Consider the following 26830-nt stretch of genomic DNA (forward strand, 5'->3'; position numbering starts at 1 on the left):
GTGACGTGGAGGCCGCCGCTTTCGCTGTTCAGGCCACCGGGGTAGGCGCTCTGGCCTAGTGCTCCCGGCGGACTTGATTGCCGTCACTCTGCGGGGCATCCTACGTTCTTATGACTCGAACTCTTTCAAGCTTGCAATCATGAGGGACCCCGAAGCCCAGGCCAACGCCCCCAACGGGGGCACGGCGGCCGCCGCGCAGCTCGGCCAGGAGATGCGCCGCCTGCACCGCCTGATCAGCAGCCGCGTGCTGCTGAACATGCAAGGCGGCCTTCAGGACCACGACCTGAGCTTCACGCAGATGACGGCCCTGCATCAGCTCCGCGCGGAAGCCCCCCTGACCGTCACCGCGCTGGCCGAGCGCATCAGCCTGAGCGTGCCCGCGACCAGCCATCTGGTCGAGCGGCTGGTGCGCCGGGGGCTGGCCCGGCGGCGCGAGAACCCCGAGAACCGCCGCGAGAAACTGGTGGTGCCGAGTGCCCAGGGGCTGGCGGTCGTGACCCGGATGGACGAGCACTTCATCGGGGCCTATATCGCGGCCTTCAGCGGCCTGCGGGCCGGGACGATCTGCGCCGCCATCTCCTCCATCCGGGCACTGCTGGCCGAACTCGACCCCGCTTCCCCCGATTCCTCCCAGGAGCTTTCATGACCGCACCCACACCGCCCGCGCACATCAACTACGCGCAGACGCTCGACATGAGGACCAAGCGCGTGATTCTGTTCGGCGTGCTGCTGGGCCTCTTTCTGAGCGCCCTCGACCAGACCATCGTGGCGACCGCCATGCCGCGCATCGCCGCCGACCTCAACGGCCTGAACCTCTACGCCTGGGTCACCACTGCCTACCTGCTGACCAACACGGCCCTGGTGCCGATCTACGGCAAGCTCTCGGACCTGTATGGCCGCAAGCCGGTGCTGATGATCGGCATCGCCATTTTCCTGCTCGGCTCCGCGCTGTGCGGCCTGTCGGGCGAGGCTTTCCTGGACAACCTCTTCGGCGGCGGCATGATGCAGCTCGTCGTGTTCCGGGGGTTGCAGGGCGTGGGCGCGGCGGCGCTCGGCTCGGTGGCCTTCGCCATCATCGCGGACCTGTTCGAGCCGGTCGAGCGGCCCCGCTATCAGGGGTTGTTCGGGGCCGTCTTCGGCCTGAGCAGCGTGATCGGGCCGCTGCTGGGCGGCTTCCTAACCGACCAGATCTCGTGGCGCTGGGTGTTCTACGTGAACCTGCCGCTGGGGCTGATCGCCCTGGCCTTTATCGCCAGCAAGATGCCCCGGCTCGCCAGCGGCCTTCAGGCGCGGGTGGACTGGCTGGGGGCCTTTCTGATCCTGCTGTTCACGGTGCCGCTGCTGCTGGCGCTGACCTGGGGAGCCGACCACACCTACGCCTGGACCAGTCCCCTTCTGCTGGGCATGTTCGGCCTCAGCCTCGCCGCGCTGATCATCTTTCTGGTGGCCGAGAGCCGTCACCCCAGCCCCATCCTGCCGCTGACACTGTTTCGCAATCCGACCTTCGCCTGGGGCGCGGTGGCCCGCTTTCTGGTCGGGGCGGGGTTCCTGGGCGCGATCCTCTTTCTCAGCCTGTACCTGGTCAACGTGCAGGGCGTCAGCGCGACCAAGGCCGGAACCGCCACCATTCCCCTGACGGTGGGCCTGATTATCGGCTCGGTCGGGGCGGGGCAGATCGCCAGCCGCATCGGGCGCTACAAGGTGCTGATGCTGGTGGGCCTGGTCGTCGCCGCGCTGGGCTTTTTCGGCCTCAGCACCCTGAACGCCGACACGCCTTACCTCGGCGTGGTGCTGCGCATGGTCCTGCTGGGCCTGGGCCTCGGTCCGGCGCTGCCGCTGTACACCACGGCCCTGCAACTCGCGGTGAAGCCCTGGGAGATCGGCGTGGCGACCAGCGCCGGGCAGTTTTTCCAGCAGATGGGCAGCACCATCGGCACCGCAATTTTCGGGGCTGTCCTCACGGCGGGCCTGACCAGCCACCTCGCCACCCAGTTTGCCGTGCAGGCCGCCTCTCAACAGGGCACCGTCGCCACCACCCTGCGGACCATCGGGGAGAGTATCCGCAAGGGCGAGGGGGGCAGCGCGCAGCAAAACCGCAACGCCACCCCGCAGACCGCCGACCAGATCAAGGCGAACTTCGCGACCCTGCGCCGCAACGTGACGCGCGCCATCGAGACGGGGGACCGGACCGCCATCGCCGCCATCCAGAACGACAAGACCCTGCCTGCGGAGGCGAAGAAGCGGCTCACGGACCTGCCCGCCGGGGGCGTCGCGGCAGGCGTGAGGGCCGGATTCAATCAGACTTACGGCGCCATCGAGCAGGCCGTTTCCAGCGGTGATCCCGCGCGGGTGGCCGCCGTCGCCGCCAATCCCCAGTTGCCCGCCGAACTGCGGGCGCGGCTCACGCAGATTCCCGCGCAGGCCCTCGCCAGCGCACCCGCCCGGCAGCAGATTCTGGCGGGCATCCGGCAGGGGCTGGACGCCGCCGCACCCGCCGCCGCCCAGCAGGCCCAGCAGCAGGCGCTCGGCGCAGCCCTCGCCGGAGTGAATGACGGCGAGAAACTGGCCCTCGCCAGCGCCCGCGCGCAGAAGGTCGCCTTCGCGGACACCATCGCCAGCATCTACCGGTATTCCATCCTGGTGGCGGTGCTCGCTTTCCTCGCCACACTGATGATGCCGGACCTCACCATGCCCACCCGCCAGAAGGGCGAGCGGCTGGCCCCCGCGCACGTGGAGCTGTAGCGGCGCCGGCAGGCCGACTCTAGCCGAGGCCGGGAAAGGAGCGTTGAACGCTCCTTTCCCGGCCGCCGGTGTTGCCCTTCCCCCGCCTGCTCAGCCCAGATGGTTCTGTTCCCAGATCAGGTCGCGCAGCACCCAGCCACTGCCCGGAAAGCGCAGCCCGGCGCGAATCTCGGTCAGCAGGTACTCGCGCACCGACCGCTCGTCCAGCCCCCCGGCGATGACCTCGCCCAGGTTGCGCTCGCCGTTCAGGGCGGCCGCCACCGGCGAGGGCGAGGTGCGGGTGGTGCCGGAGCGCAGCCGCAGGCTGTGCCAGGCGAACCGGCCGGTGGGTTCCGCCCGGCCCTGCCGCACCGCGTCCGCCAGGACCTGCGCGACCTCGAACAGCGGCAGTTCGGCCTGTTTCACGGCGGCGCGCACGCTGCGGCCCTCTGGCCCGTCGAAGAGCGGCACGTCCCCCTGATACACCCGGCTGGGGCTGCCGATCACGGCGCAGACCTGCTCCCATTCGTCGCTCGCCCGCGCCCAGTCGGTGGTGAAGTGGCCGTAAGGGGCCAGCGGAGAACCGGTGACGGCGCTGGGTTTGAACTCGAAAGAGCCGCTGGTGGGCAGCATCGGGCTGGCCTGGATCGCATCCACGCCCAGCCAGTCGAGAATGCCGCCCCCCACGATCTCGCCGCCGGTAAAGGCGACCGTGTAGGGCACGTCGGCCTTCACGTCGAGGGTCCCGGTTTGCCGGGTGGCATTGACCAGTTCCAGAATCCCCATCAGGGGCAGGTCGGAAAGGAGTCCCTGCATGTATGAGACTCAGGTTAGCATTTCTTATCCCTCTCGGCGTGCCGCCCCTCGCAGGTCCAGCCACGCGCCGCCCAGTTCCCCACTGACGTCGCTGGCGGTCAACCCGTAGCCCTGCCGTTCCCCCGCCCGTTCCCCCGCCCTGGCATGCAGCCGCACCCCCGCCACCGCCGCGTCCGGCGCGCTCAGGCCCTGGCCCAGCAGCGCCGCGATCACCCCGGCCAGCGTGTCGCCCATGCCCGCGCTCGCCATGCCGGGATGGCCGCCCCGGCTGACCGTCAGGCCGCCCGCGTGCGCGACCACGCTGGGGCCGCCCTTCAGCACCACCGCGCCGCCGAAGCGGTCCCCCAGCGCCCGCGCCGCCGCGAAGGGATCACGGGTCACCTCTCCCACGGTGACGCCCAGCAGCCGCGCGGCCTCGCCGGGATGGGGGGTCCAGACGCAGCCCGCGTGTCCGGCCCCGGCGAGGTCCGGTTGCAGCGCGTCGGCGTCCAGCACGGTCGGGAGGTTCCAGGCCAGCACCTGCCGCGCCAGATCGGCGGCCTGCGGCCCCAACCCCATCCCCAGGCAGAGGGCGTCCGGCGGTCCTGCTGCCCACGCCTCCTCCAGCGCCCCGGCGAGGTCCGCGTGCCGCCGCACCATCAGTTCCGGCGTGACCAGCGGCACGTCCGCCGCCGAGTGGACCGTCACCAGGCCGGCCCCTGCCCGCAGCGCCCCCAGCCCCGCCAGGGCCGCCGCGCCGGTCGTGCCGGGATGACCGCCGATCACCCACACCCGCCCGGCGGTGCCCTTGTGCGCGTCCGCGAAGCGCACGGGCAGCAGACGCCCCACCGCCGCGTCGTCGGGCCGGAGGGCGAGGGCCTGGTCTTCCCGCCAGGTCCCCGGCACCCGCAGCGGGGCCAGCACGACTTCGCCCGCCCGGTGCGCGGCGGGGCCGAACAGGAGCGCCGCCTTGAAGCCGGTCAGCGTGACGGTCAGGTCGGCCTGGACCGCCTCGCCCGGCACATCTGCCCGGGCCGCGTCCAGGCCGCTGGGCAGGTCGAGGGCGACCACCCTCGCCCCCCCGGCCCGCGCCGCATTCACCGCCGCCACCACCGCCGAGAGCGCCGGGCGCAGCGGCGGCCTGAACCCGGTGCCCAGCAGCCCGTCCACCAGCACGTCCGCCTCGCGGGCAAGGCGCGCAACGGCCGGTGCGGTCAGGGGTCCGGGCCGGATGCCGAACGCGGCCAGTCGCCGCCGGTTCACCCGCGTCAGGGGATGCCGGGCGGGCGCGGCCAGCACCCGGACCGCGTGCCCCAGCGCCGCGAGATGCCGCGCGGCCACGTGCGCGTCCCCACCGTTCGCGCCGCCCCCCGCGAGCAACAGCACCCGGCCGCCGGGGAACCGGGCGTGGACGGCCTCCGCTGTCGCCCGCCCGGCCTCCTCCATCGCGGGGTCGAGCAGGCCCGCCGCCGCGAGCCGGGCATCCAGCGCCTGCACGCCCTCAGGGGTGAACACGACCTCGGGCAGCTGTGGCATCCCGGCCGCCTCTCAGCCGACCAGACCGCGCACGATCAGGAACAGCACCAGCAGACCGGCGGCCAGCAGCACCCAGCGCAGCGAGCGAAACGTCGTGTTGCCCCGGAACTGCTCGCGCAGGTCCTCGCGCGAGTCCTCCTGCGAGCGCTTCACGCCCAGGCGCTGGGCGCGGCGGATCGAGCCGACCGACTCGTGCAGTTTGCCCTGCCGCCGCAGCGCCACCCCGAGGTTGTGGTGCGCGCCGTCGTAGTCGGGATTCAGACGCAGGACCTCGCGGTAGCGGGTCTCCGCCTGGGCCGGGTGGCCCGCCTCCAGCTCCAGATTGCCGATGTTCGTGACGGCGCGGTAGTGGCTGGGGTCGGCCGCCAGCGCCTCCCCGAAGACCGCGCGGGCCAGCTCGGCTTCCCCGTGCAGCGCGTGCAGCACGCCGACGGCATTCAGCGCCTCCGCCCGCGTGAGGGGATGCGCGAACGCCGGGGCCAGCCGCTCCCGCAGCGCGTCCGGTTCCGTCTCGCCGCCCGGGCCGCGCCCCAGCCCCTCCAGAACGGCCAACGCCTCCCCGAGGGCGTCCGGCCTCACCAGCGACCGCAGCAGCGCGGCCTCACCCGTCAGCCCCTGCCCCTGGGCCGCCTCCAGCGCTTCTTGCAGGCCGGTCCAGGCCCGCCGCGCCTGCGGGAAGCGCCGGGCACGCACCGCGCCTTGCAGGTCCACCACGCGCTCCAGCGCTTCCCGGAGTTCCGCCGGGGCCACCGTGATCCGGGCCGCCGCCAGCGCCCGCCGCCACTCGCCGTCCCGGGCGAAGGTGCCCCAGTCGGGGGGAGCGTCGAGCGGTGGGCTGGGGGAACGGCCGGGGTCGGTCATGCGCGGAGTATACTGACGCGCCCGCGCGCCCTGCCGTCCCGCTTTTCCCGGAGCCGTGGACACCGGGCCGCGCCGCCCGAGGACCCCTTGACCCAGCCCGAAGCCACCCCCGCCACCGACCCGACCGCCACCCTCCCGCTGTACTCGCCCGCCCGCGTGCGCGAGCTGCTCACGCGCCACGGGCTGCGCCCCACCAAGAGCCTCGGGCAGAACTTCCTGATCGACGGCAACATCCTGCGCGCCATCGCGGAGGCGGGGGGGGCGGCACGCGGCGTGCCCGTGCTGGAGGTCGGTCCCGGGCTGGGCGTCCTGACCCGCGAGATCGCCTCGCGCGGCGCGCAGGTCACGGCGCTGGAAAAGGACGAGCGCCTGAAGCCGGTACTGACCGAGACGCTGGCCGGGCAGGACGTGAACGTGATCTGGGGCGACGCCCTGGAGTTCGACTACGCCGCGCTTCCTGCCGGTACCCGCGTTATCGCCAACCTGCCCTACTACATCACCGGCGTCCTGCTGTCGCGCTTCATGCACGCGCCGAACGTCCTCTCTGCGACCGTGCTGGTGCAAAAGGAGGTGGCGCAGCGCCTCGCCGCCCACCCCGGCGAGGACAACTACGGCTTCCTGAGCGCCCTGGCCGCCCTGCACGGCACCGTCCGCCACGTGCGCGACGTGCCGAGGGGGGCTTTCCTGCCCGCCCCCGATGTGACCAGCAGCGTCGTGCGGCTGGACTTCGACCGGTCGCGCCCCCTGCCCGACCCGGCTTTCTTGAAGTTCGTGGAGGCGGCCCTGCACCACCGCCGCAAGACCCTGCGCAACAACCTGCGGCTGGCCGGATACGCGGGCGAGGCCGTGGGCGCCGCCCTGGAGGCCGCCGGTCTGCGCGCCGACGTGCGTGCGGAGGACGTGCCGCTGGCCGACCTGCACAACGTCGCGGAGCGGCTGGGTGTGACCGGGCCGGGCGTGATACGTTAGGAGCCGCGTTTCAAACGCCAACTTGTTGACCCAGCGTCCCCGTTCCCCGGAACGCGGTGCATTCAAGGGCTGCCCGACCTGGCCCGGAGGTTCCCACGTGAAGTTTTTCGTTATCGGTGACGTCACCGTCGATCACCTCTACCACCTCGACCACCTGCCCACGCCGGGCGAGGAAGTCGTGCCCGCGCGCGCCACCATGAAACCCGGCGGGGCGGGCGGCACCATCAGCGTGACCCTGGCGCGCCTGGGCCACGCGGTGACGCTGGCCGCCCGCGTCGGCCATGACCCTTTCGCCGAATATGCCCTGAGCAGCGTGCGCGAGAGTGGTGTTTCCCAGACCGCCATCCAGCAGGACGCCGACCACCTCACCAGCACCATCACGGTCATGCAGACCCCTGACGGGCAGCGCGCCATGATCAGCGACGGGGCCGCCAACCGCCAGCTCGACCCCGCCAAGCTCAAGAAAAAGGACATCGAGGGGGCCGACGCGGTGATCGTCAGCGCCTACAGCCTCACCGAGGGGCCGCAGCGCGACTACACCCTGAAGGCCATCGAGACGGCCCAGAAGGCGAAGAAGCCGGTGCCCGTCTTTATCGACCTCGGCACCGGGGCCGTCAACAAGGTCGGCACCGACCTGATCGAGAACGTGATCGGCGCCGATTACCTGACCCTGAATCAACACGAACTGCTCGCCCTGACCGATACCACCAGCATCAGCGCCGCCCTGGCCCAGCTGGGCGACGCCGGGGCGCGGCGGGTGGTCGTGAAGGTGGGCCGCATGGGCAGCATCGTCTGGACACCCACCGAGACGGAACTGGTGGACGCGATCAAGCCCGAGGGCAAGGTCGTGGACTCCACGGGCGCGGGCGACACCTTTACCGCCGCCTTCGCCCACGCGGTCCTGACCGGCCAGTCGCTGGCCCAGGCAGCCCGCACCGCCAACGCTGCCGGGGCGCTCGCCGCCACCCGCGTCGGTGCGCAGGCCCGCCCCATCACGCCCGCCGACCTGGAAGCCGCTCTGGCACGGTAGTGAAGCGTGTTAGTCAGCGCCCCGGCCCCTGGTGGTCGGGGCGCTGGTCTTTCCAGGCGTCTCCCTAGAATATATACAAGGCACTTTGGTGATGCAGCAAGATGAGGGAAGGCAAAGAAGCTAACCCCACCCGACGATCGGACACCTGTTCCTGGCGGGAAGGCAGCCCAGCCCCATTTGCCTTAGCCTGTCTTCCGTGACCTTCCAACCTGATACCCCCACCGTCCGGCAGCCCGTGTATGCCCAGCGGGGCATGGTCGCCACCAGTCAGCCCCTCGCCGCGCAGGCCGGGCTGAGGACGCTGCAAGCCGGGGGCAACGCCGTGGACGCCGCCATCGCCACCGCCGCCGCCCTGACGGTCACCGAACCCACCAGCAACGGCCTCGGCGGTGACCTGTTCGCACTGGTGTGGGCGGGGGGGCAGCTGCACGGCCTGAACGCCAGCGGCGCGGCCCCCGCCGCCCTGACCCTCGATGTCCTGGCGGGCGGCGACATGCCGAAGCATGGCTGGACGCCCGTCACCGTCCCCGGCGCGGTGCGCGGCTGGGCCGACCTGCACGCCCGCTTTGGCCGCCTGCCTTTCGCGGACGTGCTGGCCCCTGCCATCAGCTATGCCCGGGGGGGCTACCCCCTCTCGCCCGTCCTGGCGGCGAACTGGGCACGGGCCATCCGCAGCTACCGGAGCCTGGGCCTCCCGCTGCTGGAAGAGTGGTTCCGGGTGTTCGCGCCGGAAGGCTTCGTGCCCGCCCCCGGCGCCCTGTGGCGCAGCGAGGCCCACGCCCGCACGCTGGAAAGAATCGCGCAGACACACGGGGCCGCCTTTTACGAGGGCGAACTGGCCGGGAGCATCGACGCCCACGCCCGCGCGACGGGTGGCCTGCTGCGCGCCGCCGACCTCGCCGCCCACCGCTCCGAGTGGGTCACCCCCATTCACGCCCGCTACGGCGATCACCTCGTCCATGAGATTCCGCCGAACGGGCAGGGCATCGCCGCGCTGATCGCGCTGAACGTGCTGCACGGCCTGGACCTCCCCGACCGCCGCGACGATCCCCAGGGACTGCACCTCCAGATCGAGGCGATGAAACGCGGCTTTACCGACGCACATGCCCAGGTGGGCGACCCCCGGCACGTCCCGGTGGACGTGGAACGGCTCCTCTCGGACGGCAATGCCGCCGCGCACCGCCGTTTCCTGGGGGAGACGGCCCACGATCCCGCCACCCGCGCCCCCAGCACAGGCGGCACGGTGTACCTCGCGGCGGCAGACGACCAGGGGCAGATGGTCAGCCTGATCCAGAGCAACTACATGGGCTTCGGCAGCGGCGTGGTGGTGCCCGGCACCGGCATCGCGCTGCACAACCGGGGCCACAACTTCCACCTCGACCCCGCGCATCCCAACGCCCTCGCGCCCGGCAAGCGGCCCTATCACACCATCATCCCCGGTTTCCTGTCGCGCGTGGACGGCACGCCGGTCGGCCCCTTCGGCGTGATGGGGGGCTTCATGCAGCCCCAGGGCCACATCCAGGTCGTGCTGAACACGCTGCGCTACGGCATGAATCCCCAGCAGGCCCTCGACGCGCCCCGCTGGCAGTGGCTCCAGGGCCGGGCGGTGGAGGTCGAGCACGCGCTGGGCGCGCAGATATCACGTGCCCTGGCCGCGCGGGGCCACGACGTGAGGGTGCAGCTCGACCCCGGCTCCTTCGGACGCGGCCAGATCATCTGGCGTCGGCCCGAAACGGGCGTGCTGGAAGGCGGCACGGAAAGCCGGGCAGACGGACACATCGCGGTGTACTGATCCCGACTGGCTTTGATTCCAGAACATCCGGACAAACCATCAGAGGGCGGTGCTCAGAAAGGTTGCCGCGCCCCTTCTGAGCCAAACGGCGCGAGAAACCGTGATGAGGGCGGCGTGCCGTGAAGTTGCCGCCGTGACATGCGGCGACGTAACAGAACGCCGCACTGGGGTCTTCCATCGCCGCCAGCCGGTCTTTTCTTATTCTCGCCTCTCGTCTTCGACTCCTCTTAAGTCCGCCTGAGAGCTACCGCTCCCCGACCTGCGCCTCGCTGAGCTGCCATAACCTCAGGGCCGCGCCGTCGTCGAGGGCGCGCGGAGCGGGCCGCACTTCCCGCCCGGCGCTGAAGTACCGCCCGCTGACCGTCAGCTCAGGGGCGCTGGCGAGCAGCACGCTCGTCCGCGCGCCCTCCTCCGGCGTGATGCCGAAGCGGTCCACCAGGCGCCACAGGCGGCTGATGCCCCCGCCGTTGTTGTGCGCGAAGCCCGAGCGGACCAGGCCCGGATGCAGGCTGTTGCTTTTGACGCCGGGTTCGCGCCGCGCGAGTTCCCGGGCAAACAGGATATTCGCCAGCTTGCTCTGGCTGTACGCCGCCCAGCCCCGGTAGCCGCGCCGGAACTCCGGATCGTCCAGGCGAAGCCGCCCGCTCCGGTGCGCGTCCGAGGCGACCGTCACCACCCGCGCGTCAGCGGACGCCCGCAGCAGCGGCAGCAGCTCCCGCGTCAGCAGAAAGGGAGCGAGGTGATTCAAGGCCCAGGTGCGTTCGGTCCCCTCCTGCGTCTCCTGCCGCTTGCCGAAAAAGGCCCCCGCATTGTTCACCAACACGTCGAGCTGTCCCACCCGCTCGCGGAACTCGGCGGCGGCGCGGCGCACCTGTGCGAGTTCCGACAGGTCGGCCACCAGCGTCTCCGCCGCGCCGATCTCCCGCGCCACCCACGCCGTCTTCTCCGCGTCGCGGCCCACGATCACCACCCGCGCGCCCGCCCGCGCCAGTTCCCGCGCCGTCACCTGCCCGATGCCGTTCGTCGCGCCCGTGACCAGCACGGTCTTGCCACTCATGTCCTGCGTCATCCCGCCAGCATAGAGGGACCTCGCGGGCGGCGGCCCTGGAGCCAAAAGGCAAGGCTGACCCACGTGGAGTCAGCCTCCCGGCGCGCGGACTTCACCCGGCCCGCATATGTAGCTTGCGCTGATGCCCTCAGTCTAGGGGCACGCTGTCACAACACTATGACGCTGTCCTCAACCGGACCTCACCGGAATGAACGGGCAGCCTCAAATCACCTCACGGAAGGCTACGCTCTGGCTGCGGCTCTGCAACTCGCTCTTCAGGTATTGCAGCCGGGGATGCTCCAGCCGGGGATCGTGCGCGAGGATGTACTTGGCGAGTTCGCGCGCCCGCTCGATGACCTCCACGTCGCTGGCGAGGTCGCCCAGCCGCAAATCCGGGATGCCGCTCTGGCGGGTGCCGCGAATCTCGCCGGGGCCACGCAGCTTCAGGTCGGCCTCCGCGATCACGAAGCCGTCGGTGCTGCCCTCGATGATCTTGAGGCGCTGCCGCGTCTTCTTGCTGTGCTCCCCCGCGATCAGCACGCAGTAGCTCTGCGCGCTGCCGCGTCCCACCCGGCCCCGCAGCTGGTGCAGCTGCGCGAGGCCGAAGCGTTCGGCGTTCTCGATCACCATCACGCTGGCGTTGGGCACGTCCACCCCGACCTCGATCACGGTGGTGCTGACCAGAATGTCGAACGCACGGGCGCGGAACCGGTCCATGACATGGTCCTTTTCTGCCGCCGTCATCTTGCCGTGCAGCAGCTCGATCCGCGCTTCCGGCAGGATCACTTTCAGATCGTCCGCGAGCTGGGTGGCCGCCAGCAACTCCAGATTCTCGTTTTCCTCGATCAGGGCCGTGACCACGAACGCCTGCCGCCCCTCCCGGATCTGCCGCATCACGAAGCCGTAGGCCTGCTGCCGGTGCGTGTCCTGGATCAGTTTGGTTTCGATCGGCGTGCGCCCCGGCGGCAGCTCGTCGATGACCGACAGTTCGAGGTCGCCGTACGCCGTCAGCGCCAGGCTGCGCGGAATCGGCGTGGCACTCATCACCAGCACGTCCGGGCGCCCCGCGAGCAATTTGCGCCGCTGCATCACGCCGAAGCGGTGTTCCTCGTCCACCACCGCCAGCCCCAGGTTGTCGAAGCGCACGTTTTCCTGAATCAGCGCCTGCGTGCCCACGACCACGTCCACCTCGCCCTCCGCGATGCGCGTCTGCATCTCCAGTTTGGCTCTCGGCGTCATCGCGCCGATCAGAAGGCCCACCCGCACGTCCAGCTTACCCAGGTACCCGACCAGATTCGCGTAGTGCTGCCGCGCCAGAATCTCGGTCGGGGCCATCAGCGCGCCCTGATAGCCGTCCCGAACGGCGAGGTACAGCGCGCAGGCCGCCACCGCCGTCTTGCCACTCCCCACGTCCCCCTGCACCAGCCGCGCCATCTGCCGCTCACTGCGCATGTCGTCGGTGATCTCCAGCAGCACCCGCCGCTGCGCCCCGGTGAGCTGGAAGGGGAGAGCTGCCTCGAAGGTGGCGATATCGTGCCCGGTCGCCTGGAAGCGTTTGCCCAGCAGCACCACGTCCTCGCCTTGCAGCAGCACGCGCAGTTCCAAAAAGAGGTACTCGTCGAAGCGCAGGCGGGCAAAAGCGCGTTCGAGCTGCGCCTCGTCGTGCGGGAAGTGCATGCCGTGCAGCGCGTCGCCCAGGTCCGTCAGCCCGTATTTCTGCCGCCAGTGTGCGGGCAGGTAATCGTCCAGCGGCACCGCCTGAAGCGCCCGGAACGCCGTCCGCCGCAAGAATTCCTGGCTGATGCCGTCCTTGCTGTCGTACACGCCCACGATCCGCCCGGTGCTGAGGCTGCCCTGCGCGTCCTCCACCGTTTCCAGATGTTCCACCCCGAGCTGCACGCTGCGCCCGAACGTTTTGACCCGGCCCGTCAGCACCAGCCGCGCGCCCTCCTTCAGCTGCCGCTCGACCCAGGGCTGGTTGAACCAGCTGGCCTTGACCCGCCCGCCCGAGGGCGTTTCCAGCGTCACGTCCAGAATCAGCATGTTGGGTTTGGGCTTGCGCCTCGACTTGGCGATGACGGTGCCTTCCACCGTGACCTTCTGGCCTTCTTCCACCTCCGAGAGATCCGGCAGGGCGCGGCGGTCCTCGTGACGGTGCGGGTAGGCGTGCAGCACGTCGCGCAGGGTCCGCAGGCCCAGCGACTGGAGCTTGCGCGCGCCGCCCGGCCCGCTGTCCAGCCGCGTGACCTCCGCGTCCGGGGGGAGCCGCTCACCGGGCGCCGCCGTCGGAACTGCCGGTTTTGCGGCGGGCCGGGCCGGTCGGGGCGCGCTCGCCGCCTGGTCCTGGCCGTCCAGCAGCGCCAGCGCCGCCCGGAGGGCCTCGGCGCGGCCCGCCTCGTCGTGGCCCGCGTAGCCGCGCAGCGCCTCGCGCACGCCCGGAAAGGGATTTGCCAGCGGCGAGGCCAGCAGCCGTTCCACGCCGCCCGCCACCACCCGGTCGGCACACCCCGCCGCGAGTTCCGCCGCGAGTGGCCGCCGTAACCTTTCCCGCATCTCCGCGACCGTCGCCATACCAGGGGGCAGGCTAACAGACGCGCGGCGGGCGCTTGGTGTCCTGTTGCGCCCGGCCCAGCTCAAGGGGCCGCGCTTTACCCCGCCGTGTCCCCCTGAAGCTGTTCTGGGGCCACCGCGTTCAGTGGGCGTGCTGGCGGGGCACGAGGTGCATCACCGCCACGATGACCGCGCCGATCAGCATGCCGATCATGGCCGAGCCGAGCGTCTCCACCAGCCACGCCACCACGCCCGCCGCGAAGGGCAGCGCGTGGCCCGCGGCCACGGCGTCGTGGTGCAGCGCGTGGGCCAGGCTGCCCAGGCCGAAGGTCTCCAGCCCGGCCAGGATGATGTGGCCACCCACCCACAGCATGGCGACCGTGCCGATGACGGACAGCGCCGACATCAGGACCGGCATCCCCCTCACCAGCCCGCGTCCCAGCGCGCGCGAGGCGCCTGCGCCGCTCCGGGCGAGCCGCAGGCCCAGGTCGTCCATCTTCACGATCAGCCCGACCACGCCGTACACCAGCGCGGTGATCAGCAGCGCGACGATCACCAGAATCACCGCCCGCAGGAAAAAGGTCTGATCGGTCACCTCGGCCAGCGCGATCGCCATGATCTCCGCCGAGAGGATGAAGTCGGTGCGGATCGCCCCCGTGACCATCTGCTGCTCGTGCGCCTGGCTGGTCAGCTTGTCCGTTTCGGCCTGGGGGGTGTCGGGGTGGCCCGCTGCCGCCTCGTACAGTTTCTCGGCCCCCTCGTAGCAGAGGTAGGCCCCGCCCAGCATCAGCAGCGGCGTGATCGCCCAGGGGAGGAACTGGCTCAGCAGCAGCGCGGCCGGCAGGATAAACACCACCTTGTTCCGCAGCGATCCCCGGGCGATGCGCCAGATGATCGGCAGTTCACGGTCCGGCGTGAAGCCCGTCACGTAACGCGGCGTGACCGCCGTGTCGTCGACGACGACCCCGATGGCCTTGACGCCCGCCTTGCCGGCAGCCGCGCCGATATCGTCGATGGAGGCGGCCGCCAGCCGGGCAATGGCCGCGACATCGTCCAGCAGGGCGACCAGTCCGCCGCTCATCGGTCATTCCTGGGCGAGCGGTGGCGTGTCGTGGGGACAGTGGGCGCGGTGTCGGAGCCTGGGCGCGAGGTCATCAGGCCCACAGCCTAGCAATGCCGCCCGGAGCTTGCGCCGCCTGCCCCCCCGGGAGCCGCCGCTACAGCCTCAGCGCCAGCCCCACCGCCTCGGCCAGCCCGCCCGCGTCCACGTGCCCGACATGGGTGCGGGCGGCGGCGCGGGCCTCGGCATCGGCGTTGCCCATCGCCACCGGGTACCCGACCACCCGCATGGCCGAGACGTCGTTGTGGCCGTCTCCGACCATCATGACGCGCTCCAGCGGCACGCCGTAGGCCGCCGCGATCCGGGTGACGGCGCTGCCCTTGCTCACGCCCGCGCGGGTCACGCTGATGAACATCACGTCCGGCATGGCCGGGCTGCCCGCCGGGTGCAGGTCCAGCCCCGCGTGGGGTTCGGCCTGCACCGCCTCCGACTGCGCCGTGGGCACCACCCACTGCGCCCGGACGCGTGTGCCGGTCAGCGCCTCCGGGTCGCGGGGCACGTAGGGGATGCCCAGCAGCTCCGCGTGTCGCCGCGCCAGGTCGCCGGGCTGCGTGACCCCGTAGGTGTCGTCGGTATAGACCTCCAGCAGCCGCCCCGTCTCCTGCGCGCGGGCCAGCAGCGCCGCCAGCGGGTCTGGCGGCAGCGCCTCGGACAGGCTTTCCCCGGTCGCCACGTTCACCACGGACGCGCCGTTCTGAAAGACGTGCCAGCCCTGCGGGTCGAGCCGCCGCGCATAGGCCAGCGCGTTGCCGAAAGCAGGCCGCCCGCTGCACAGCGCGAGGCGGACACCACGCGCCCGCGCGTCCGCCAGGGCGGCCCAGACGTCCTCCCGGACGGTGTTGTCGGTGCCGATCAGCGTGCCGTCCACGTCCACACAGATGAGTCCCAGCATCCGGGCAGTGTACGCCGCCCTCAGTGCGCCGCGTCCACGAAGGCCCCGCCCCGCAAGAGCGGCACGCTGCGGCTCACGTTCAGCTCCGCTGCCAGCGTCAGGTCCTCCGGAAAGCCCCGCTCCGTCAGCTCTGTGCCGGACGAGCAGGCCGCCAGCACCCCGGGCAGCCGCTCCCGCAGCGCCCGGAACACGGCCCGCGCGCCCTCCGCCTCCGGGGAAGGGGAGAGGCCCAGCGCATTGACCACCGCGCCCGCGCCCAGCAGGTCCTCCAGCGCGGGCCGCAACGTGCCGTCCGGCCAGCGTTCCCCCGCCGGGACGACCAGCACCCGCGAACAGCGTTCACGGAGCCACGCTCCCACCGCCGCCGCATTCCTCAGGCACGCCGCGAAGACCGCCGCCCCACCTGCCTCCTGCGCCAGTGCGCACAGCGTCCCGCCGTTCGGCGAGGGCAGCACCAGCCGCGATCCCGGCGCGAGGCTCAGCAGCGAGGCGGGCGACAGCGACGGTCCACCGACTGACCTCTCGCCCGCCAGCCACGCCCCCCGTTCTGCCGCAAACGCCGCCGCCCGCGCATCCCGCCAGCGGAACGGCAACACCGCCGCGCCACGCGAGACACCCACGTCCACACAGGTCGAAAAGGACAGCACGTCCACGATCACCACGGCGTCAGCCAGGGGCGCGAGGTGCCGCACGCCTGCCTCGCCCCATTCCAGCCTGACCCCGAACCCGGTCTGCTCCCCGAACACGCGTTACCAGCTCACATTGAGGCCCACGCTCCCGCCCACCTTGCCCTCGTTCGGCCTCACGTTCAGGTTGACGTTCATGCTCCAGCGCGGGTCCAGCGGCGACTGCGGATTTCCCGACACCGAGTAGCTGAGCGCCCCCTGATTGTTGCCCGGCGTGTAATAGAGAGACATGCTCTGATTCAGTGTCTTCGCCGGAGCCACCGTGTAAGGCACCGTTTCCAGCACCCGGCCTTCGCGGTTGCTGACGCTGATGGTGCCGCTGTGCGCCCCCAGCGCCACGAAATTGACGCTCTGGAGGGTATAGGCGTTCAGCCTCAGCATGCCGTTCTCGCTGCCCCGGAACACCAGGCGCGGGTCACTGGCCTTCAGCACGACTTCGGTGTTGACCTCGCTGAAGAGGGTAAAGTTCAGGGTACCTGTGGTGTAGCCGGTTTGCAGCCGGGTTTCCAGTTTGGAGGGCTGCACGAGGACTTTGTGGGCAACTTCCAGCGGCGCGGGTTGGGCGGTGGTGGGAGTGATGCTGATGCCCGGAGCAGTGAACTGTGCGTGAGCAAATCCCAGCAGCCCCAAAAGCAAGAAGAGAACGCGCTTCATTCAGGCTCCTATGCGAGCAGGACGAGCGGGGCGGCTCGTCCTGTTGGAAAGGATGGGGGAGATTATTTGCCGAAAGTCAAGTCTTTTTCGGGGCCGTCATCCGCCGTCGCGGTAACAGTGAACGTGACGGAGACATCGCCCGTATAGACCGCCTCCCCCGGTACTGCATCGGCAAACTTGAAGGTAAAGGTCAGGTCGCCTTTTCCTCCGGCTGTGATGGGAACATTGCTCGCTGCGACGGGTGTAACAGTTAGTTTGCTGGCAAGGTCGCCAGTCTTTTTGCTCTCAACACCGCTTACGTTGATCTTGCGGTTGGTAGTGGGGTTGCTAACGGGAACCGTTACGGTAAAGGTTGCGCCGGGGCGAACCTGAGCGGCAGGAATGGTCAGGGTTGTCTGCGCGATAGTAAATTTGACGGCGTCGAGGGGCGTCCCGCTGGTCGTCAGTTCCATCGACGCGTTGTTGTGATCGGTATTCGTGCTGTCGTCCGCGAACGCCCCGCCGCCAACCATCAGAGCCGTAACCAGCGCCAGAGTCTTGAAGTAACGCATTATAAACTCCTCCCCGAAAAGCTATCTTTCCGGTGAATCAAAGCCGACCGCATCTGCAAAGGCGGCGGAAAACGAAAAGCCGGTCGCATCACTGGCTCACCCTGTCCGAGATGCCCGATTTACAGGACAGAATTCAACGCCTCTCTTCGTTAGAGGAAGTTCTCTTAACGAAGTGCATTCAATTTACTGCGGAGCACATACAGAAGTCTTACTTTTCCCAGGTCCAGGAGCCTTCACGGTCCAAGGCGGCGCGGCCTCCCACCCGGACTTCCTGCACCGTCTGCCCGGCGAGCGTGACCTCGACTTCCACCTCGCCGGGCGTGCCCAGCGCGTGGCCCTGGTACACCACGCCCCCGGCCCGATCACCGCGCACCGGCAGGCGGCCTTCCCGCGCCAGCAGCGCCAGGAGTGCCCCGGCGGCGCTGCCGGTCACCGGGTCCTCGGGAATGCCGACGGCCGGGGCAAAGTCCCGCGCGGCAAAGCGGTTCACACCCACTGGGGCATAGGCATACACGCTGACGACGCCCAGCGCGTCACTCAGCGCATGGATGCGGGGCAGGTCGGGTTCCAGGCCGTCCAGAATCATGCTGTCGAGCAGCGGCACGAAGACGCTCCACAGGCCGGTGCTGGCCGACGCGAGCGGCAGGCCCCGGTGGATCATGCGCTCATCCAGCCCCAGCGCCTCCGCGAGGTCCCGGCGCAGCCCCAGCGCGACCGGGCGGGTCTCCAGACCCCGCTGGCCCATCCAAACCCGTGCCGGCACGCCCGCCTCCGCTTCCAGCGTCAGGGGAATACGGCCCACCAGCGTTTCCAGCACCAGTGGCCCACCCGTCCAGTGCCCCGCCTGCGCCAGCCTCAGGCCCAGCGCGACCGTCGCGTGTCCACAGAAGTCGATCTCCTGCGTGGGGGTGAAGTACCGCACCCGCACCGCGCCGTCCTGCATCCGGGTCACGAAGACCGTCTCGGGTGCGTCCAGAAAGGCGGCCAGCGCCTGCATCTCGGCTTCGGACAGCGCCCCGGCCTCCAGCACCACGCCCGCCCGGTTGCCCTGCCCGGGCGTATCGGTGAACGCGCTCACCTCGCAATACGCGATCATGACGGCACTCTAGCGTATGCGTTAAAAAGCCAAGCAACAAAAGAATCACGAGCAGATTTATCGTGAATAAAATCACTTAATAACAGAAGGAAAAGCCGGGCATGCCCGGCCCTTTCCAGCAGAAGGGGAAAGCCTCAGGGCACCATGCGCGTCAGCATCCGGGGGAAGGGAATCGCCTCGCGGATGTGGTCGATGCCCGTGATCCAGGCCACGGCGCGCTCCAGCCCCATGCCGAAGCCCGCGTGCGGCACGCTGCCGAAGCGCCGCAGGTCGAGGTACCACTCGAACGCCGAAAGGGGCAGGCCCTCGTGCTCGATGCGTGCGCGAAGCAGTTCGTAGTCGTGGATACGCTCCGAGCCGCCGATGATCTCGCCGTAGCCTTCCGGGGCGATCATGTCGTCGCACAGCGCCAGCTGGGGGTCTTCCGGGTCGGGCTGCATGTAGAAGGCCTTGATGGCCGCCGGGTACTTCTCGACGATCACGGGGCGGTCGAAGTGGTAGCCCAGGATCGTCTCGTGCGGCGCGCCCAGGTCGTCGCCCCATTCGACCGGTTGCACGTCCGCCTGCACGTTCGGGGGCAAGTCGCCCTCCTCGATGTGCTTCCGGATGATCTCCAGCGCCCCGGTGTACGTGACGCGCGGATAGTTCCCTGAAGCGGCGGGCCGCAGCTTCTCCAGGTCGCGCCCCAGCACCTCCAGCTCGGTCTGGCATTCCTCCAGCGCGCGGCGCACCAGGAAGCTGACGAACCGTTCCTGGAGGGCCATGTTGTCCGTATGGGTGGCGGGCGCGACCTCCGGCTCGATCATCCAGAACTCCAGCAGGTGCCGCCGCGTCTTGCTCTTCTCGGCGCGGAAGGTCGGCCCGAAGGTGTACACCTTGCCGAACGCGAGCGCGCCCGCCTCGGCGTGCAGCTGCCCGGTCTGCGAGAGGTACGCCTTGTCTTCCCCGAAGAGGTCGATCTCGAACAGTTCGGTGGTCCCCTCGGCGGCGTTCGGCGTGAAGAAGGGCGCGTCGAAGCGCACGAAGCCTTCCTGATGGAAGAAATCGGTGACGGCCCGCTGCACGCAGTCGCGCACCCGCAGAATCGCCCAGGGCCGCCGGTGCCGCAGCCACACGTGCCGGTGGTCGAGCAGGAACTCGATGCCGTGTTCCTTGGGCGTGATCGGGTACTCGCCCGCGTTCTCCGCATAGGGCGAGAGGTCGCGCACCGCCAGCTCCACGCCGCCCGGCGCCCGTTCGTCCGCACGAACCTCGCCGGTCACGCGCACCGCCTGCTCCTGCGACAGCCGTCTGGCCGCCTCGAACACTTCTTCGGTCACGTCGTTCTTGAACACGGTCGCCTGCACGAAGCCGCTGCCGTCACGCAGCTTCAGAAACTGGATCTTGCCTTTGCCGCTCTTGTCGGTCAGCCACGCGGTCAGCGTCACCGTCTCGCCCACGTGCGCTTTCAGATCATGAATAGGAGTGCTGGTTGAAGTCACGAGCGGAATTATAGGGGGAAGGGGAAAATCTTCCAGCGAAAGCGGCAAAAAAGTCACGAGCAAACTATATCGTGAATCTATTCACTTGCCCTGACAAACCATTGCCCCCACCCATTCCAGCAGTGGGGGAGAGGTTCAGCGCCCTACTTCAGCGCGTCGTTCAGGCCGATCACGTCGGTGACCTTCAGGCTCGCGCCGCCGACCAGCGCGCCGTCCACGTTGGGCCGGGCACACAGGGAGGCGATGTTGTCCGGCTTGACGCTGCCGCCGTACAGCACGCGGAAGTCCCTGGCGGTGTAGAGGCCCTCCAGCGCCCCGCGAATCGCGGCGGCCATCTCCTCGGCATCGTCCGCAGTGGCGGTCCGGCCGGTGCCGATGGCCCAGACGGGTTCGTAGGCGACGATCAGGTTCTCGCCCACGCCCTCGGTGCTGGCACGCAGCTGGTCCAGCGTGAAGTCCACGTGTTCGCCGCGTTCGCGCACGTCCAGGCGCTCGCCCACGCAGACGATGGGCGTGAGGCCGCCCGCCTGCGCCTGCCGGGCCTTGGCGGCCACGACCGCGTCCGTCTCGCTGTGGTACTCGCGGCGCTCGCTGTGGCCCACGATCACGTAGGTCGCGCCCACGTTGCGCAGCATCGCCGCGCTGATCTCGCCGGTGTACGCGCCCGCGCCGTGTCGCGAAACGTCCTGCCCGCCGTAGGCCACGCCCGGCGGCAGGCCCGCCGCCAGGGCCGGGAGGTCGATCGCCGGGGCCAGCACGGCCAGTTCGGCGGCCCCCGGCGTCAGAGCCGCAGCGAGATCCGCCGCCCAGGCCGCCGCCTCGGCGGGCGTCTTGTTCAGTTTCCAGTTGAGGGCCAGTAGGGGACGCGGCCGGGAAACAGGCGTGGTCATTTCATCGCCTCCACGCCCGGCAGCTTCTGGCCTTCGAGCAGTTCCAGGCTGGCCCCGCCGCCCGTGCTGATGTGGCTGACCTTCTCCGCCTGCCCGCTCTTGTTGATGGCGCTGACCGAATCACCGCCGCCCACGACCGTATACGCCCCGTCCCCCAGGTCCGCGACCGCCTGCGCCACCGCGTTCGTGCCCGCCGCGAAGGCCGGGAACTCGAAGACGCCCATCGGGCCGTTCCAGAACACGGTCCGCGCGCCCTTCAGGGCGTCCGCGTAGGCCCGCTGCGTCTCCGGGCCGATGTCCAGGCCCATCCAGCCGTCGGGAATCCGGCCCGCAGGCACAACCTGCGTCCGGGCATCCGCCGCAAAGTTGTCGGCAGCCACCGCGTCGGTCGGGAGCATCAGCTTATCGCCGTACTGCGAGAGCAGCTGCCCGGCGTAGGCCACCTGATCTTCCTCGACCAGGCTGTTCCCGATCTGGCCGCCCTGCGCCTTGAGGAACGTGAACATCATCCCGCCGCCGATCAGCATCCGGTCCACCTTGGGCAGCAGGTTCTCGATCACCTTGATCTTGTCGCTGACCTTGGCCCCGCCGATGATGACGACGTAGGGCCGCGCCGGGTCCGAAAGCAGCCTTGAAAGCGCGTCCACTTCACGCTGAAGCAGCAGCCCCGCCGCGTGCGGCAGCCGTTCGGCCACGCCGCTCACCGACGCGTGTGCCCGGTGCGCGCTGCCGAACGCGTCCAGCACGAAGGCGTCGCCCAGGCGCGCGAGCTTGCCAGACAGCTCGGGGTCGTTCTTCTCCTCGCCCGGCTCGAAGCGCACGTTTTCCAGCAAGGCCACCTCACCCGGCTGGAGGGCCTGCACTTCCCGCAGCGTCTCCTCACTGGAAGGCAGCGACCCGATAAAGCGCACGTCACGCTTCAGGGCCTTTTCCAGCACGTCGGCCACCGGCCGGAGGCTGTATTTCTCCTCCGGTCCGTTTTTGGGGCGGCCCAGGTGGCTCATCAGCACCAGCGAGGCCCCCCGCGAGAGCAGCTTTTGCAGCGTCGGCAGGCTGGCGGTGACCCGCGTGTCATCCTGCACGACGCCGTCTTTGAGCGGCACGTTGTAATCTACGCGCACCAGCACGCGCTTACCGTTCACGTCCAGTTGGTCGAGGGTTTGCATGGTTCCTCCTTGGGAGACGTTAGGAGTTAGGGATTAGGAATTAGGAAAAACCTAACGCCTAACCCCTAACTCCTAAAACCTTTTAAGCGCCCTTCGCCTGCACCAGCTGCACCAGATCGGCAATCCGGTTGCTGTAGCCCCACTCGTTATCGTACCAGCTGAAAAACTTCACCAGGTTGCCCATCGCCATCGTGAGGCCGCCGTCGATGATCGCGGAGTGCGGGTCGCCCACGATGTCTTGCAGCACGATGGGGTCCTCGGTGTACTTGATGATGTTCTTGAGCTTGCCCTCCGCGGCCTCGCGGAACACCGCGTTGACCTCGTCGGCGGTCACGTCGCGGCCCAGGATCACGACCACGTCGCTGATCGAGCCGACCGGCGTGGGCACGCGCAGCGAGGTGCCGTCGAACTTGCCCTTGAGCTTGGGGTACACCTGCGAGACGGCCTTGGCCGCGCCCGTGCTGGTGGGGATGATGTTCACGGCGGCGGCGCGCGCGCGGCGCAGGTCCTTGTGCGGCAGGTCCAGCACGCGCTGGTCGTTGGTGTAGGAGTGGACGGTGGTCATGATCGCCTTCTCGATGCCGAAGGCCTCGTCCAGCACCTTCATCGGCGCGCCCAGGCTGTTGGTGGTGCAGCTCGCGTTGCTGATGATGTGGTGCTTGGCGGGGTCGTACTCCTGCTCGTTCACGCCCAGCACGACGCTGAGGTCCTCGTTCTTGGCGGGCGCGGTGATGATGACCTTCTTCGCGCCGCCCTGGAGGTGCTTGCTGGCGCCTTCGCGGTCGGTGAAGATGCCGGTGGACTCGATCACCACGTCCACGCCCAGCTCACCCCACTTGATGTTGGCGGGATCGCGCTCGGCCAGCACCGCGACGCGCTGTCCGTTCACGGTGATGCTGCTGTCGTCGTATTCCACGGTACCCGGAAAGCGCCCGGCGGTGGAGTCGTACTTCAGGAGGGTGGCCAGCGTCTTGGTGTCGGTCAGGTCGTTGATGGCCTCGACGTCCACACCACGCTCGACCAGATTGCGGAACACCAGACGCCCGATGCGGCCAAAGCCGTTGATGCCTACTTTCATACTGCCTCCTTCAACGCTCTACGTGAACTGTGAGAACTGCTCCGAGGCGGAACCTGCCCCACGCACCAGCGAGTGTAACCCACCTTCCCGCCCGCCCATGTCCCTGTGTCCTGAACAGCGGAAGAACGTGCACCGCGTCCAAGCCGGCCTGCCGGTGCAGGACACCTGCGCCCGGGGGTGAGCTTTACAGTGGACCCCGTGCCGTCCCGGAGACCCGTCCTGCCCGTCCGCCTGCTGGCGGCGCTGCTGACGATCCTGGCCGGATTCGCCTACCCGCTGCGCACCCTGCCGGTAGGTGTTTTTCCGCAGAGCCACGCCCACCACCACGCCCCCCACGGCAAGCCGGCCACCCCCACCGAGGGTGGCCACGGGCCGCACTGCCTGTTCTGCCTGACCGGCGCGTTTTCCGCCGATCCCACCCCCGGGCCGAGTCTCCCGGTCCGGGTCGGGCGACTGCCCCCCGCCCCCGCCCCGGTCCCGCGCGCGGCCCACGTCTTTGCCCTTCACCCGGATGCCCGCGCCCCACCGCCGCTGGCCTGAAGCGTTTCCCACTCCCTTCACCCGGAGGACGCCCCGCTCAGCTCCGGGCGCCATCTCCCGTCTGCCCCTGTTCAGGAGACTCCATGCCCCACCCACGTGCCCTCCCCCTGCTTCTCGCCCTGCTGCTGCCCGTCGCCGCCGCGCACGCCACCGTCCGCACCGAGGCGGGCCTCACCGAATCCGCTGCCGGAAAAAGCGAGACCTACCGCCTGAACGTGCCCACCGAGAAGAACATCGGCACCACCCAAGTGCGGCTGCTGGTTCCGGCCGGCGTGACGATCACCCGCTTTCAGGTCACGCCCGGCTTTACCCGCAGCGTGCGGCTGAATGGCGCGGGCCTGGTGACCGAGGTGATCTGGAAGGGCCGCATCGCGCCGCTGGAATACGCGCGCTTCTTCTTCCAGGCGCGCAACCCCGACCAGCCCGCCGCCCTCAGCTGGAAGGTCTACCAGACCTACGCCGACGGCTCGGTCGTCGCCTGGGACGACACCGACGCGGAAAAAGCGCCCGCCAGCCAGACGACCGTCAAGTAATGACGAACCCGGGTGGAATCGTTGACGGAGTGATTCCATCTGAGCCGACGCGAGAAGAAGAAAAGACGGGTTCCGGCCCTGTCCCGGAAGTCGGGCCAGCTCCCGGAATCCGTCTCCCTCCCCACCGAAAGGACCTTTGATGCGCTTCCTGCTTTCCCTGCTCGCCGCCCTGACCCTCGCCTCTGCGCTCGCGCACACCGAGGTCACGGGCATCACGCCCGCCGCCGGTGCCCGCGTCGTGGCCCCGAAAACCGTCACCCTGACCTTTGGTGAACCGGTCAATCTGCGCTTTTCCACCTTCAAGGTGGTCCCGCTGCCTGCCGGGGCGGACGCCGCGCAAACGGCGGCGGCGGCCCTCGCCCGCAAGGACGACGCGAAGCTGCGCGCGGATACCGCCCCGGTCCTGACCGGCATGGCCGCCCGGGTGACCCTGCCGCTGCACAGCGGACTGAAGCCGGGCACCTACCTGATTCTCTGGCGCCTCCTCTCGGAAGACGGGCATCCCGTGACCGGGCATTCCACCTTCCAGGTGCGGTAGCGGGTGATTCTCGTCCTGGCCGCCGCCCAGGCCCTGACCTTCCTGGGCAGTCTGCTGCTGCTCGGCGGCACCTTCGCCCGCCGCGCCCTGACCCCCGCGCACCCCGCGCCGCGCTGGCTGGGCCTGGGAGGGGTGCTGCTCGCGCTGGGGGCGGCGCTGGAGGTGGGCGGGACCCTGGCCGGCCTCGGCTTCCTGACGCCCACAGATACCCTCGCGTATCTGACGGACACCGGACCGGGCCGCGCCGCCCTGACGCGCGTGATGGGGGCCGCCCTGCTGCTGGCCGCCGAGCTGTCCGGCTGGCCGGTCCTGTTCCCGGTGCTGGCGTCGGGCGTGCTGCTGTGGGGCGAGGCGGGCGGGGGCCACGGCGGCGCGCACGGCCTCGCCACCCGTGCCCTGACCGCCCTGCACGCGGGCGGGATGGGCGTCTGGCTGGGCGGCGTCCTGGCCCTCCTCACCCACCCCGCCCCCACACCGGCCCTCGCGCGGCGCTTCACGCCGGTCGCGCTGGGCGGCGTGGCCCTGCTGGCGGGCACCGGCCTGCTCCTCACCCTCGCGCACGCCGGGAACCTCCTGACCCTGCCCGGCAGCGCCTATGGCCGCACGCTGCTGCTCAAACTGGCGTGCGTGGCGCTGGCCCTCCTCGCCGCCGTGGTCGTTCGCCGCGCCTTCGCCCACTCGTCGAACGTCCGCCCCCACCTCGCCCTGGAAGCCCTGCTGCTGCTGGCCGTGCTGGGCGTGACCGCCGCCCTGGTGACCACGCCCCCGCCCACGCACGTGCACCCACAGGCCCGGCTCTCCCGGCCCTGACCCCTCCTGTCCAGCCCATTCCTGCCCAGACGCCCGCCCGCGCCCCCCGCGAGGCGGGCCGTATCATGCCGGGCATATGGCGCACCCCCTCCTCGTGATGAAGTTCGGCGGCACCAACATGCAGGATGCCCAGGCCATTCGCCACAGCGCCACGCTCGCGGCGCGCAGCATCCGCGAAGGCGTGAAGGTGGTCGTGGTGGTCTCCGCGATGGCGGGCGTGACCAACCAGCTTTTGCGGCTGGCCGACGCCGCGCAGGGCGGCGACATCGCGGCGGCCAACGACGAGATCGCCCTGATGCGGACCCGGCACTTCACGGCGGCGCAGGACCTCGGCGCGGCCCCCGACTCGGACACGGTGCGTGAGATCCGCGAGCTGCACGAGACGCTGCGCCAGTCCATCTACGGCGTCTACCTGCTGCGCGAACTGACCCCCCGCAGCCGCGACCTGATCGTGGCCTTCGGGGAGCGCCTCAGCGCGCCGCTGATGGCCCTGGCGCTGGAAGGTCAGGGCCTGCGCGCCCACCACCTCACCGGCGGGCAGGCGGGCATCATGACCGACGCGCACTTCGGCAACGCCCGGCCCCTCCCCGGCAGCTACGAGCGCATCAGCGACCGCCTGGGCGGCCTGCTCGGCGCGGGCGTCACGCCGGTCGTCGCGGGCTTCATGGGCGAGACGGAGGAGGGGGCCATCACCACCCTGGGGCGCGGCGGCACCGACTTTTCCGCCACCATCATCGGCAAGGCGCTGGACGCGGACGAGGTCTGGGCCTGGAAGGACGTGGACGGCGTGATGAGCGCCGATCCCCGCGTGGTGGGGGACGCGCGCAACATCGAGGTGCTCAGCTACGGCGAGGTGATGGAGCTGGCCTACTTCGGCGCGAAGGTGCTGCACCCGCTGGCGGTCACGCCCCTCCAGGAAAGCGGCATCCCGCTGCGCGTCAAGAGCGCCGCCGACCCCGACTTTCCCGGCACGCTGGTCCAGGAAGCCCCCCACAACGAGGCCGGGCAGCCGGTCAAGGCCGTGACCGCGATCCGCCGCGTCAGCGTGATCAACGTGACCGGCGCGGGCGTGCTGGGCGTGCCCGAGGTGGTCGCCAGCCTCTTCGACGCCATCGCCCGCGAGAACATCACCCTCCTGATGGTGTCGCAGAGCAGCTCCATGAGCAACGTGTCGCTGGCGGTGCAGAGCGCCGACGCGGCCCGCACCCTCGCCGCGCTGCGCCGCACCGTGACCGGCGAACTCCGCATCGAGGAGCAGCCCGGCGTGGCCGTCCTCGCCATCGTGGGGGCGGGCATGCGCGGCCAGAAGGGTGTCGCGGCGCGGCTGTTCGGCGCGCTGGCCGGGGACGACGTGAACATCCTGATGATCAGCCAGGGGTCGAGCGAGCTGAACATCAGCGTCGCCATCGAGGACGCGCAGGTCGAGGGGGCCACCCGCGCCGTCCACGCCGCCTTCCGGCTGGGTGAACCGGCAGCGGCGGCGAACTGAGCGG

At 70.1% G+C, this 26830-nt stretch carries 25 protein-coding genes and 1 riboswitch; of the genes, 10 read left to right on the forward strand and 15 right to left on the reverse strand.

Features of this window, described 5'->3' with window-relative positions; all coding sequences use genetic code 11:
• Nucleotides 1–139 precede the first annotated feature (139 nt).
• Nucleotides 140–646 carry a MarR family winged helix-turn-helix transcriptional regulator gene (locus DEIPH_RS11000; protein ID WP_034357919.1) on the forward strand — a complete coding sequence of 169 codons (507 nt, stop codon included), beginning with the start codon at nt 140–142 and terminating at the stop codon, nt 644–646.
• Nucleotides 643–2742, forward strand: coding sequence for a DHA2 family efflux MFS transporter permease subunit (locus DEIPH_RS11005; RefSeq protein ID WP_034357921.1), 2100 nt, complete (start codon nt 643–645; stop codon nt 2740–2742). The genes DEIPH_RS11000 and DEIPH_RS11005 overlap by 4 nt, the downstream gene beginning before the upstream one ends.
• A gap of 90 nt (nt 2743–2832) precedes the next feature.
• Here DEIPH_RS11005 and DEIPH_RS11010 read toward each other — a convergent pair whose 3' ends face one another.
• Genes DEIPH_RS11010 through DEIPH_RS11020 form a run of 3 tightly spaced genes read right to left on the reverse strand, consistent with a single transcriptional unit; the run spans nt 2833 to nt 5913 of the window.
• On the reverse strand, nt 2833–3537 hold the full coding sequence (locus DEIPH_RS11010; protein ID WP_034357923.1) for a DUF4388 domain-containing protein: 705 nt from the start codon (nt 3535–3537) through the stop codon (nt 2833–2835).
• A gap of 24 nt (nt 3538–3561) precedes the next feature.
• The gene (locus tag DEIPH_RS11015) at nt 3562–5052 is read right to left on the reverse strand and encodes a bifunctional ADP-dependent NAD(P)H-hydrate dehydratase/NAD(P)H-hydrate epimerase (RefSeq protein ID WP_051517320.1); all 1491 of its coding nucleotides are present in this window, start codon (nt 5050–5052) and stop codon (nt 3562–3564) included.
• A 12-nt stretch (nt 5053–5064) separates the two neighbouring features.
• The gene (locus DEIPH_RS11020) at nt 5065–5913 is read right to left on the reverse strand and encodes a tetratricopeptide repeat protein (protein WP_034357924.1); all 849 of its coding nucleotides are present in this window, start codon (nt 5911–5913) and stop codon (nt 5065–5067) included.
• Between the two features lie 87 nt (nt 5914–6000).
• On the opposite strand from DEIPH_RS11020, the gene rsmA reads away from it, so the two are divergent.
• From rsmA to DEIPH_RS11035, 3 genes are all read left to right on the forward strand, one after another.
• Nucleotides 6001–6882, forward strand: coding sequence for a 16S rRNA (adenine(1518)-N(6)/adenine(1519)-N(6))-dimethyltransferase RsmA (gene rsmA / locus DEIPH_RS11025; protein WP_034357925.1), 882 nt, complete (start codon nt 6001–6003; stop codon nt 6880–6882).
• 97 nt (nt 6883–6979) lie between these two features.
• On the forward strand, nt 6980–7912 hold the full coding sequence (locus DEIPH_RS11030) for a carbohydrate kinase family protein (RefSeq protein WP_034357926.1): 933 nt from the start codon (nt 6980–6982) through the stop codon (nt 7910–7912).
• A 253-nt stretch (nt 7913–8165) separates the two neighbouring features.
• On the forward strand, nt 8166–9704 hold the full coding sequence (locus DEIPH_RS11035) for a gamma-glutamyltransferase family protein (RefSeq protein ID WP_081790894.1): 1539 nt from the start codon (nt 8166–8168) through the stop codon (nt 9702–9704).
• 244 nt (nt 9705–9948) lie between these two features.
• Here DEIPH_RS11035 and DEIPH_RS11040 read toward each other — a convergent pair whose 3' ends face one another.
• The 12 genes from DEIPH_RS11040 to gap all read right to left on the reverse strand — a co-directional run bounded on the left by DEIPH_RS11040 (nt 9949) and on the right by gap (nt 22916).
• The gene (locus DEIPH_RS11040) at nt 9949–10773 is read right to left on the reverse strand and encodes an SDR family oxidoreductase (protein ID WP_034357929.1); all 825 of its coding nucleotides are present in this window, start codon (nt 10771–10773) and stop codon (nt 9949–9951) included.
• Nucleotides 10774–10974: 201 nt separating this feature from the next.
• Nucleotides 10975–13323 carry an ATP-dependent DNA helicase RecG gene (gene recG / locus DEIPH_RS11045; RefSeq protein WP_034357931.1) on the reverse strand — a complete coding sequence of 783 codons (2349 nt, stop codon included), beginning with the start codon at nt 13321–13323 and terminating at the stop codon, nt 10975–10977.
• 121 nt (nt 13324–13444) lie between these two features.
• Nucleotides 13445–14383 (reverse strand): DUF808 domain-containing protein, encoded by a 939-nt coding sequence (locus DEIPH_RS11050; protein ID WP_034357933.1) that lies wholly within the window; start codon nt 14381–14383, stop codon nt 13445–13447.
• Between the two features lie 136 nt (nt 14384–14519).
• Nucleotides 14520–15314, reverse strand: a complete 795-nt coding sequence (locus tag DEIPH_RS11055) for a Cof-type HAD-IIB family hydrolase (RefSeq protein WP_034357935.1) — start codon at nt 15312–15314, stop codon at nt 14520–14522.
• 20 nt (nt 15315–15334) lie between these two features.
• Nucleotides 15335–16060, reverse strand: a complete 726-nt coding sequence (locus tag DEIPH_RS11060) for a 2-phosphosulfolactate phosphatase (protein WP_034357936.1) — start codon at nt 16058–16060, stop codon at nt 15335–15337.
• Between the two features lie 3 nt (nt 16061–16063).
• A complete protein-coding gene (locus tag DEIPH_RS11065; protein ID WP_034357939.1) occupies nt 16064–16654 on the reverse strand; it encodes a hypothetical protein in 591 nt (196 codons plus the stop codon).
• A gap of 62 nt (nt 16655–16716) precedes the next feature.
• Nucleotides 16717–17205: a hypothetical protein gene (locus tag DEIPH_RS11070; protein ID WP_051517321.1), complete on the reverse strand. Its 489-nt coding sequence runs from the start codon at nt 17203–17205 to the stop codon at nt 16717–16719.
• A gap of 68 nt (nt 17206–17273) precedes the next feature.
• A riboswitch (cyclic di-GMP riboswitch) is annotated at nt 17274–17358 on the reverse strand.
• Between the two features lie 55 nt (nt 17359–17413).
• A complete protein-coding gene (locus DEIPH_RS11075) occupies nt 17414–18301 on the reverse strand; it encodes a PhzF family phenazine biosynthesis isomerase (protein ID WP_034357941.1) in 888 nt (295 codons plus the stop codon).
• A 134-nt stretch (nt 18302–18435) separates the two neighbouring features.
• Nucleotides 18436–19782 (reverse strand): asparagine--tRNA ligase, encoded by a 1347-nt coding sequence (gene asnS, locus DEIPH_RS11080; RefSeq protein ID WP_051517322.1) that lies wholly within the window; start codon nt 19780–19782, stop codon nt 18436–18438.
• Between the two features lie 143 nt (nt 19783–19925).
• Nucleotides 19926–20672 (reverse strand): triose-phosphate isomerase, encoded by a 747-nt coding sequence (tpiA, locus tag DEIPH_RS11085; protein WP_034357943.1) that lies wholly within the window; start codon nt 20670–20672, stop codon nt 19926–19928.
• Nucleotides 20669–21838, reverse strand: coding sequence for a phosphoglycerate kinase (locus tag DEIPH_RS11090; RefSeq protein ID WP_034357946.1), 1170 nt, complete (start codon nt 21836–21838; stop codon nt 20669–20671). Before DEIPH_RS11090 ends, tpiA begins: the two co-directional genes overlap by 4 nt.
• Before the next feature lie 82 nt (nt 21839–21920).
• Nucleotides 21921–22916, reverse strand: coding sequence for a type I glyceraldehyde-3-phosphate dehydrogenase (gene gap, locus DEIPH_RS11095; RefSeq protein WP_034357947.1), 996 nt, complete (start codon nt 22914–22916; stop codon nt 21921–21923).
• Nucleotides 22917–23114: 198 nt separating this feature from the next.
• Here gap and DEIPH_RS19840 point away from each other — a divergent pair, with 198 nt between their 5' ends.
• From DEIPH_RS19840 to DEIPH_RS11120, 5 genes are all read left to right on the forward strand, one after another.
• Nucleotides 23115–23456: a hypothetical protein gene (locus tag DEIPH_RS19840; protein WP_034358142.1), complete on the forward strand. Its 342-nt coding sequence runs from the start codon at nt 23115–23117 to the stop codon at nt 23454–23456.
• Nucleotides 23457–23539: 83 nt separating this feature from the next.
• Nucleotides 23540–23989 carry a DUF1775 domain-containing protein gene (locus DEIPH_RS11105; RefSeq protein ID WP_034357949.1) on the forward strand — a complete coding sequence of 150 codons (450 nt, stop codon included), beginning with the start codon at nt 23540–23542 and terminating at the stop codon, nt 23987–23989.
• A 139-nt stretch (nt 23990–24128) separates the two neighbouring features.
• A complete protein-coding gene (locus DEIPH_RS11110) occupies nt 24129–24527 on the forward strand; it encodes a copper resistance CopC family protein (protein ID WP_034357951.1) in 399 nt (132 codons plus the stop codon).
• 3 nt (nt 24528–24530) lie between these two features.
• A complete protein-coding gene (locus DEIPH_RS11115; protein WP_034357953.1) occupies nt 24531–25337 on the forward strand; it encodes a CopD family protein in 807 nt (268 codons plus the stop codon).
• Nucleotides 25338–25413: 76 nt separating this feature from the next.
• The gene (locus DEIPH_RS11120) at nt 25414–26826 is read left to right on the forward strand and encodes an aspartate kinase (RefSeq protein ID WP_034357955.1); all 1413 of its coding nucleotides are present in this window, start codon (nt 25414–25416) and stop codon (nt 26824–26826) included.
• Nucleotides 26827–26830: the final 4 nt, after the last annotated feature.

The sequence above is a fragment of the Deinococcus phoenicis genome, assembly GCF_000599865.1.
GTDB lineage: Bacteria > Deinococcota > Deinococci > Deinococcales > Deinococcaceae > Deinococcus > Deinococcus phoenicis.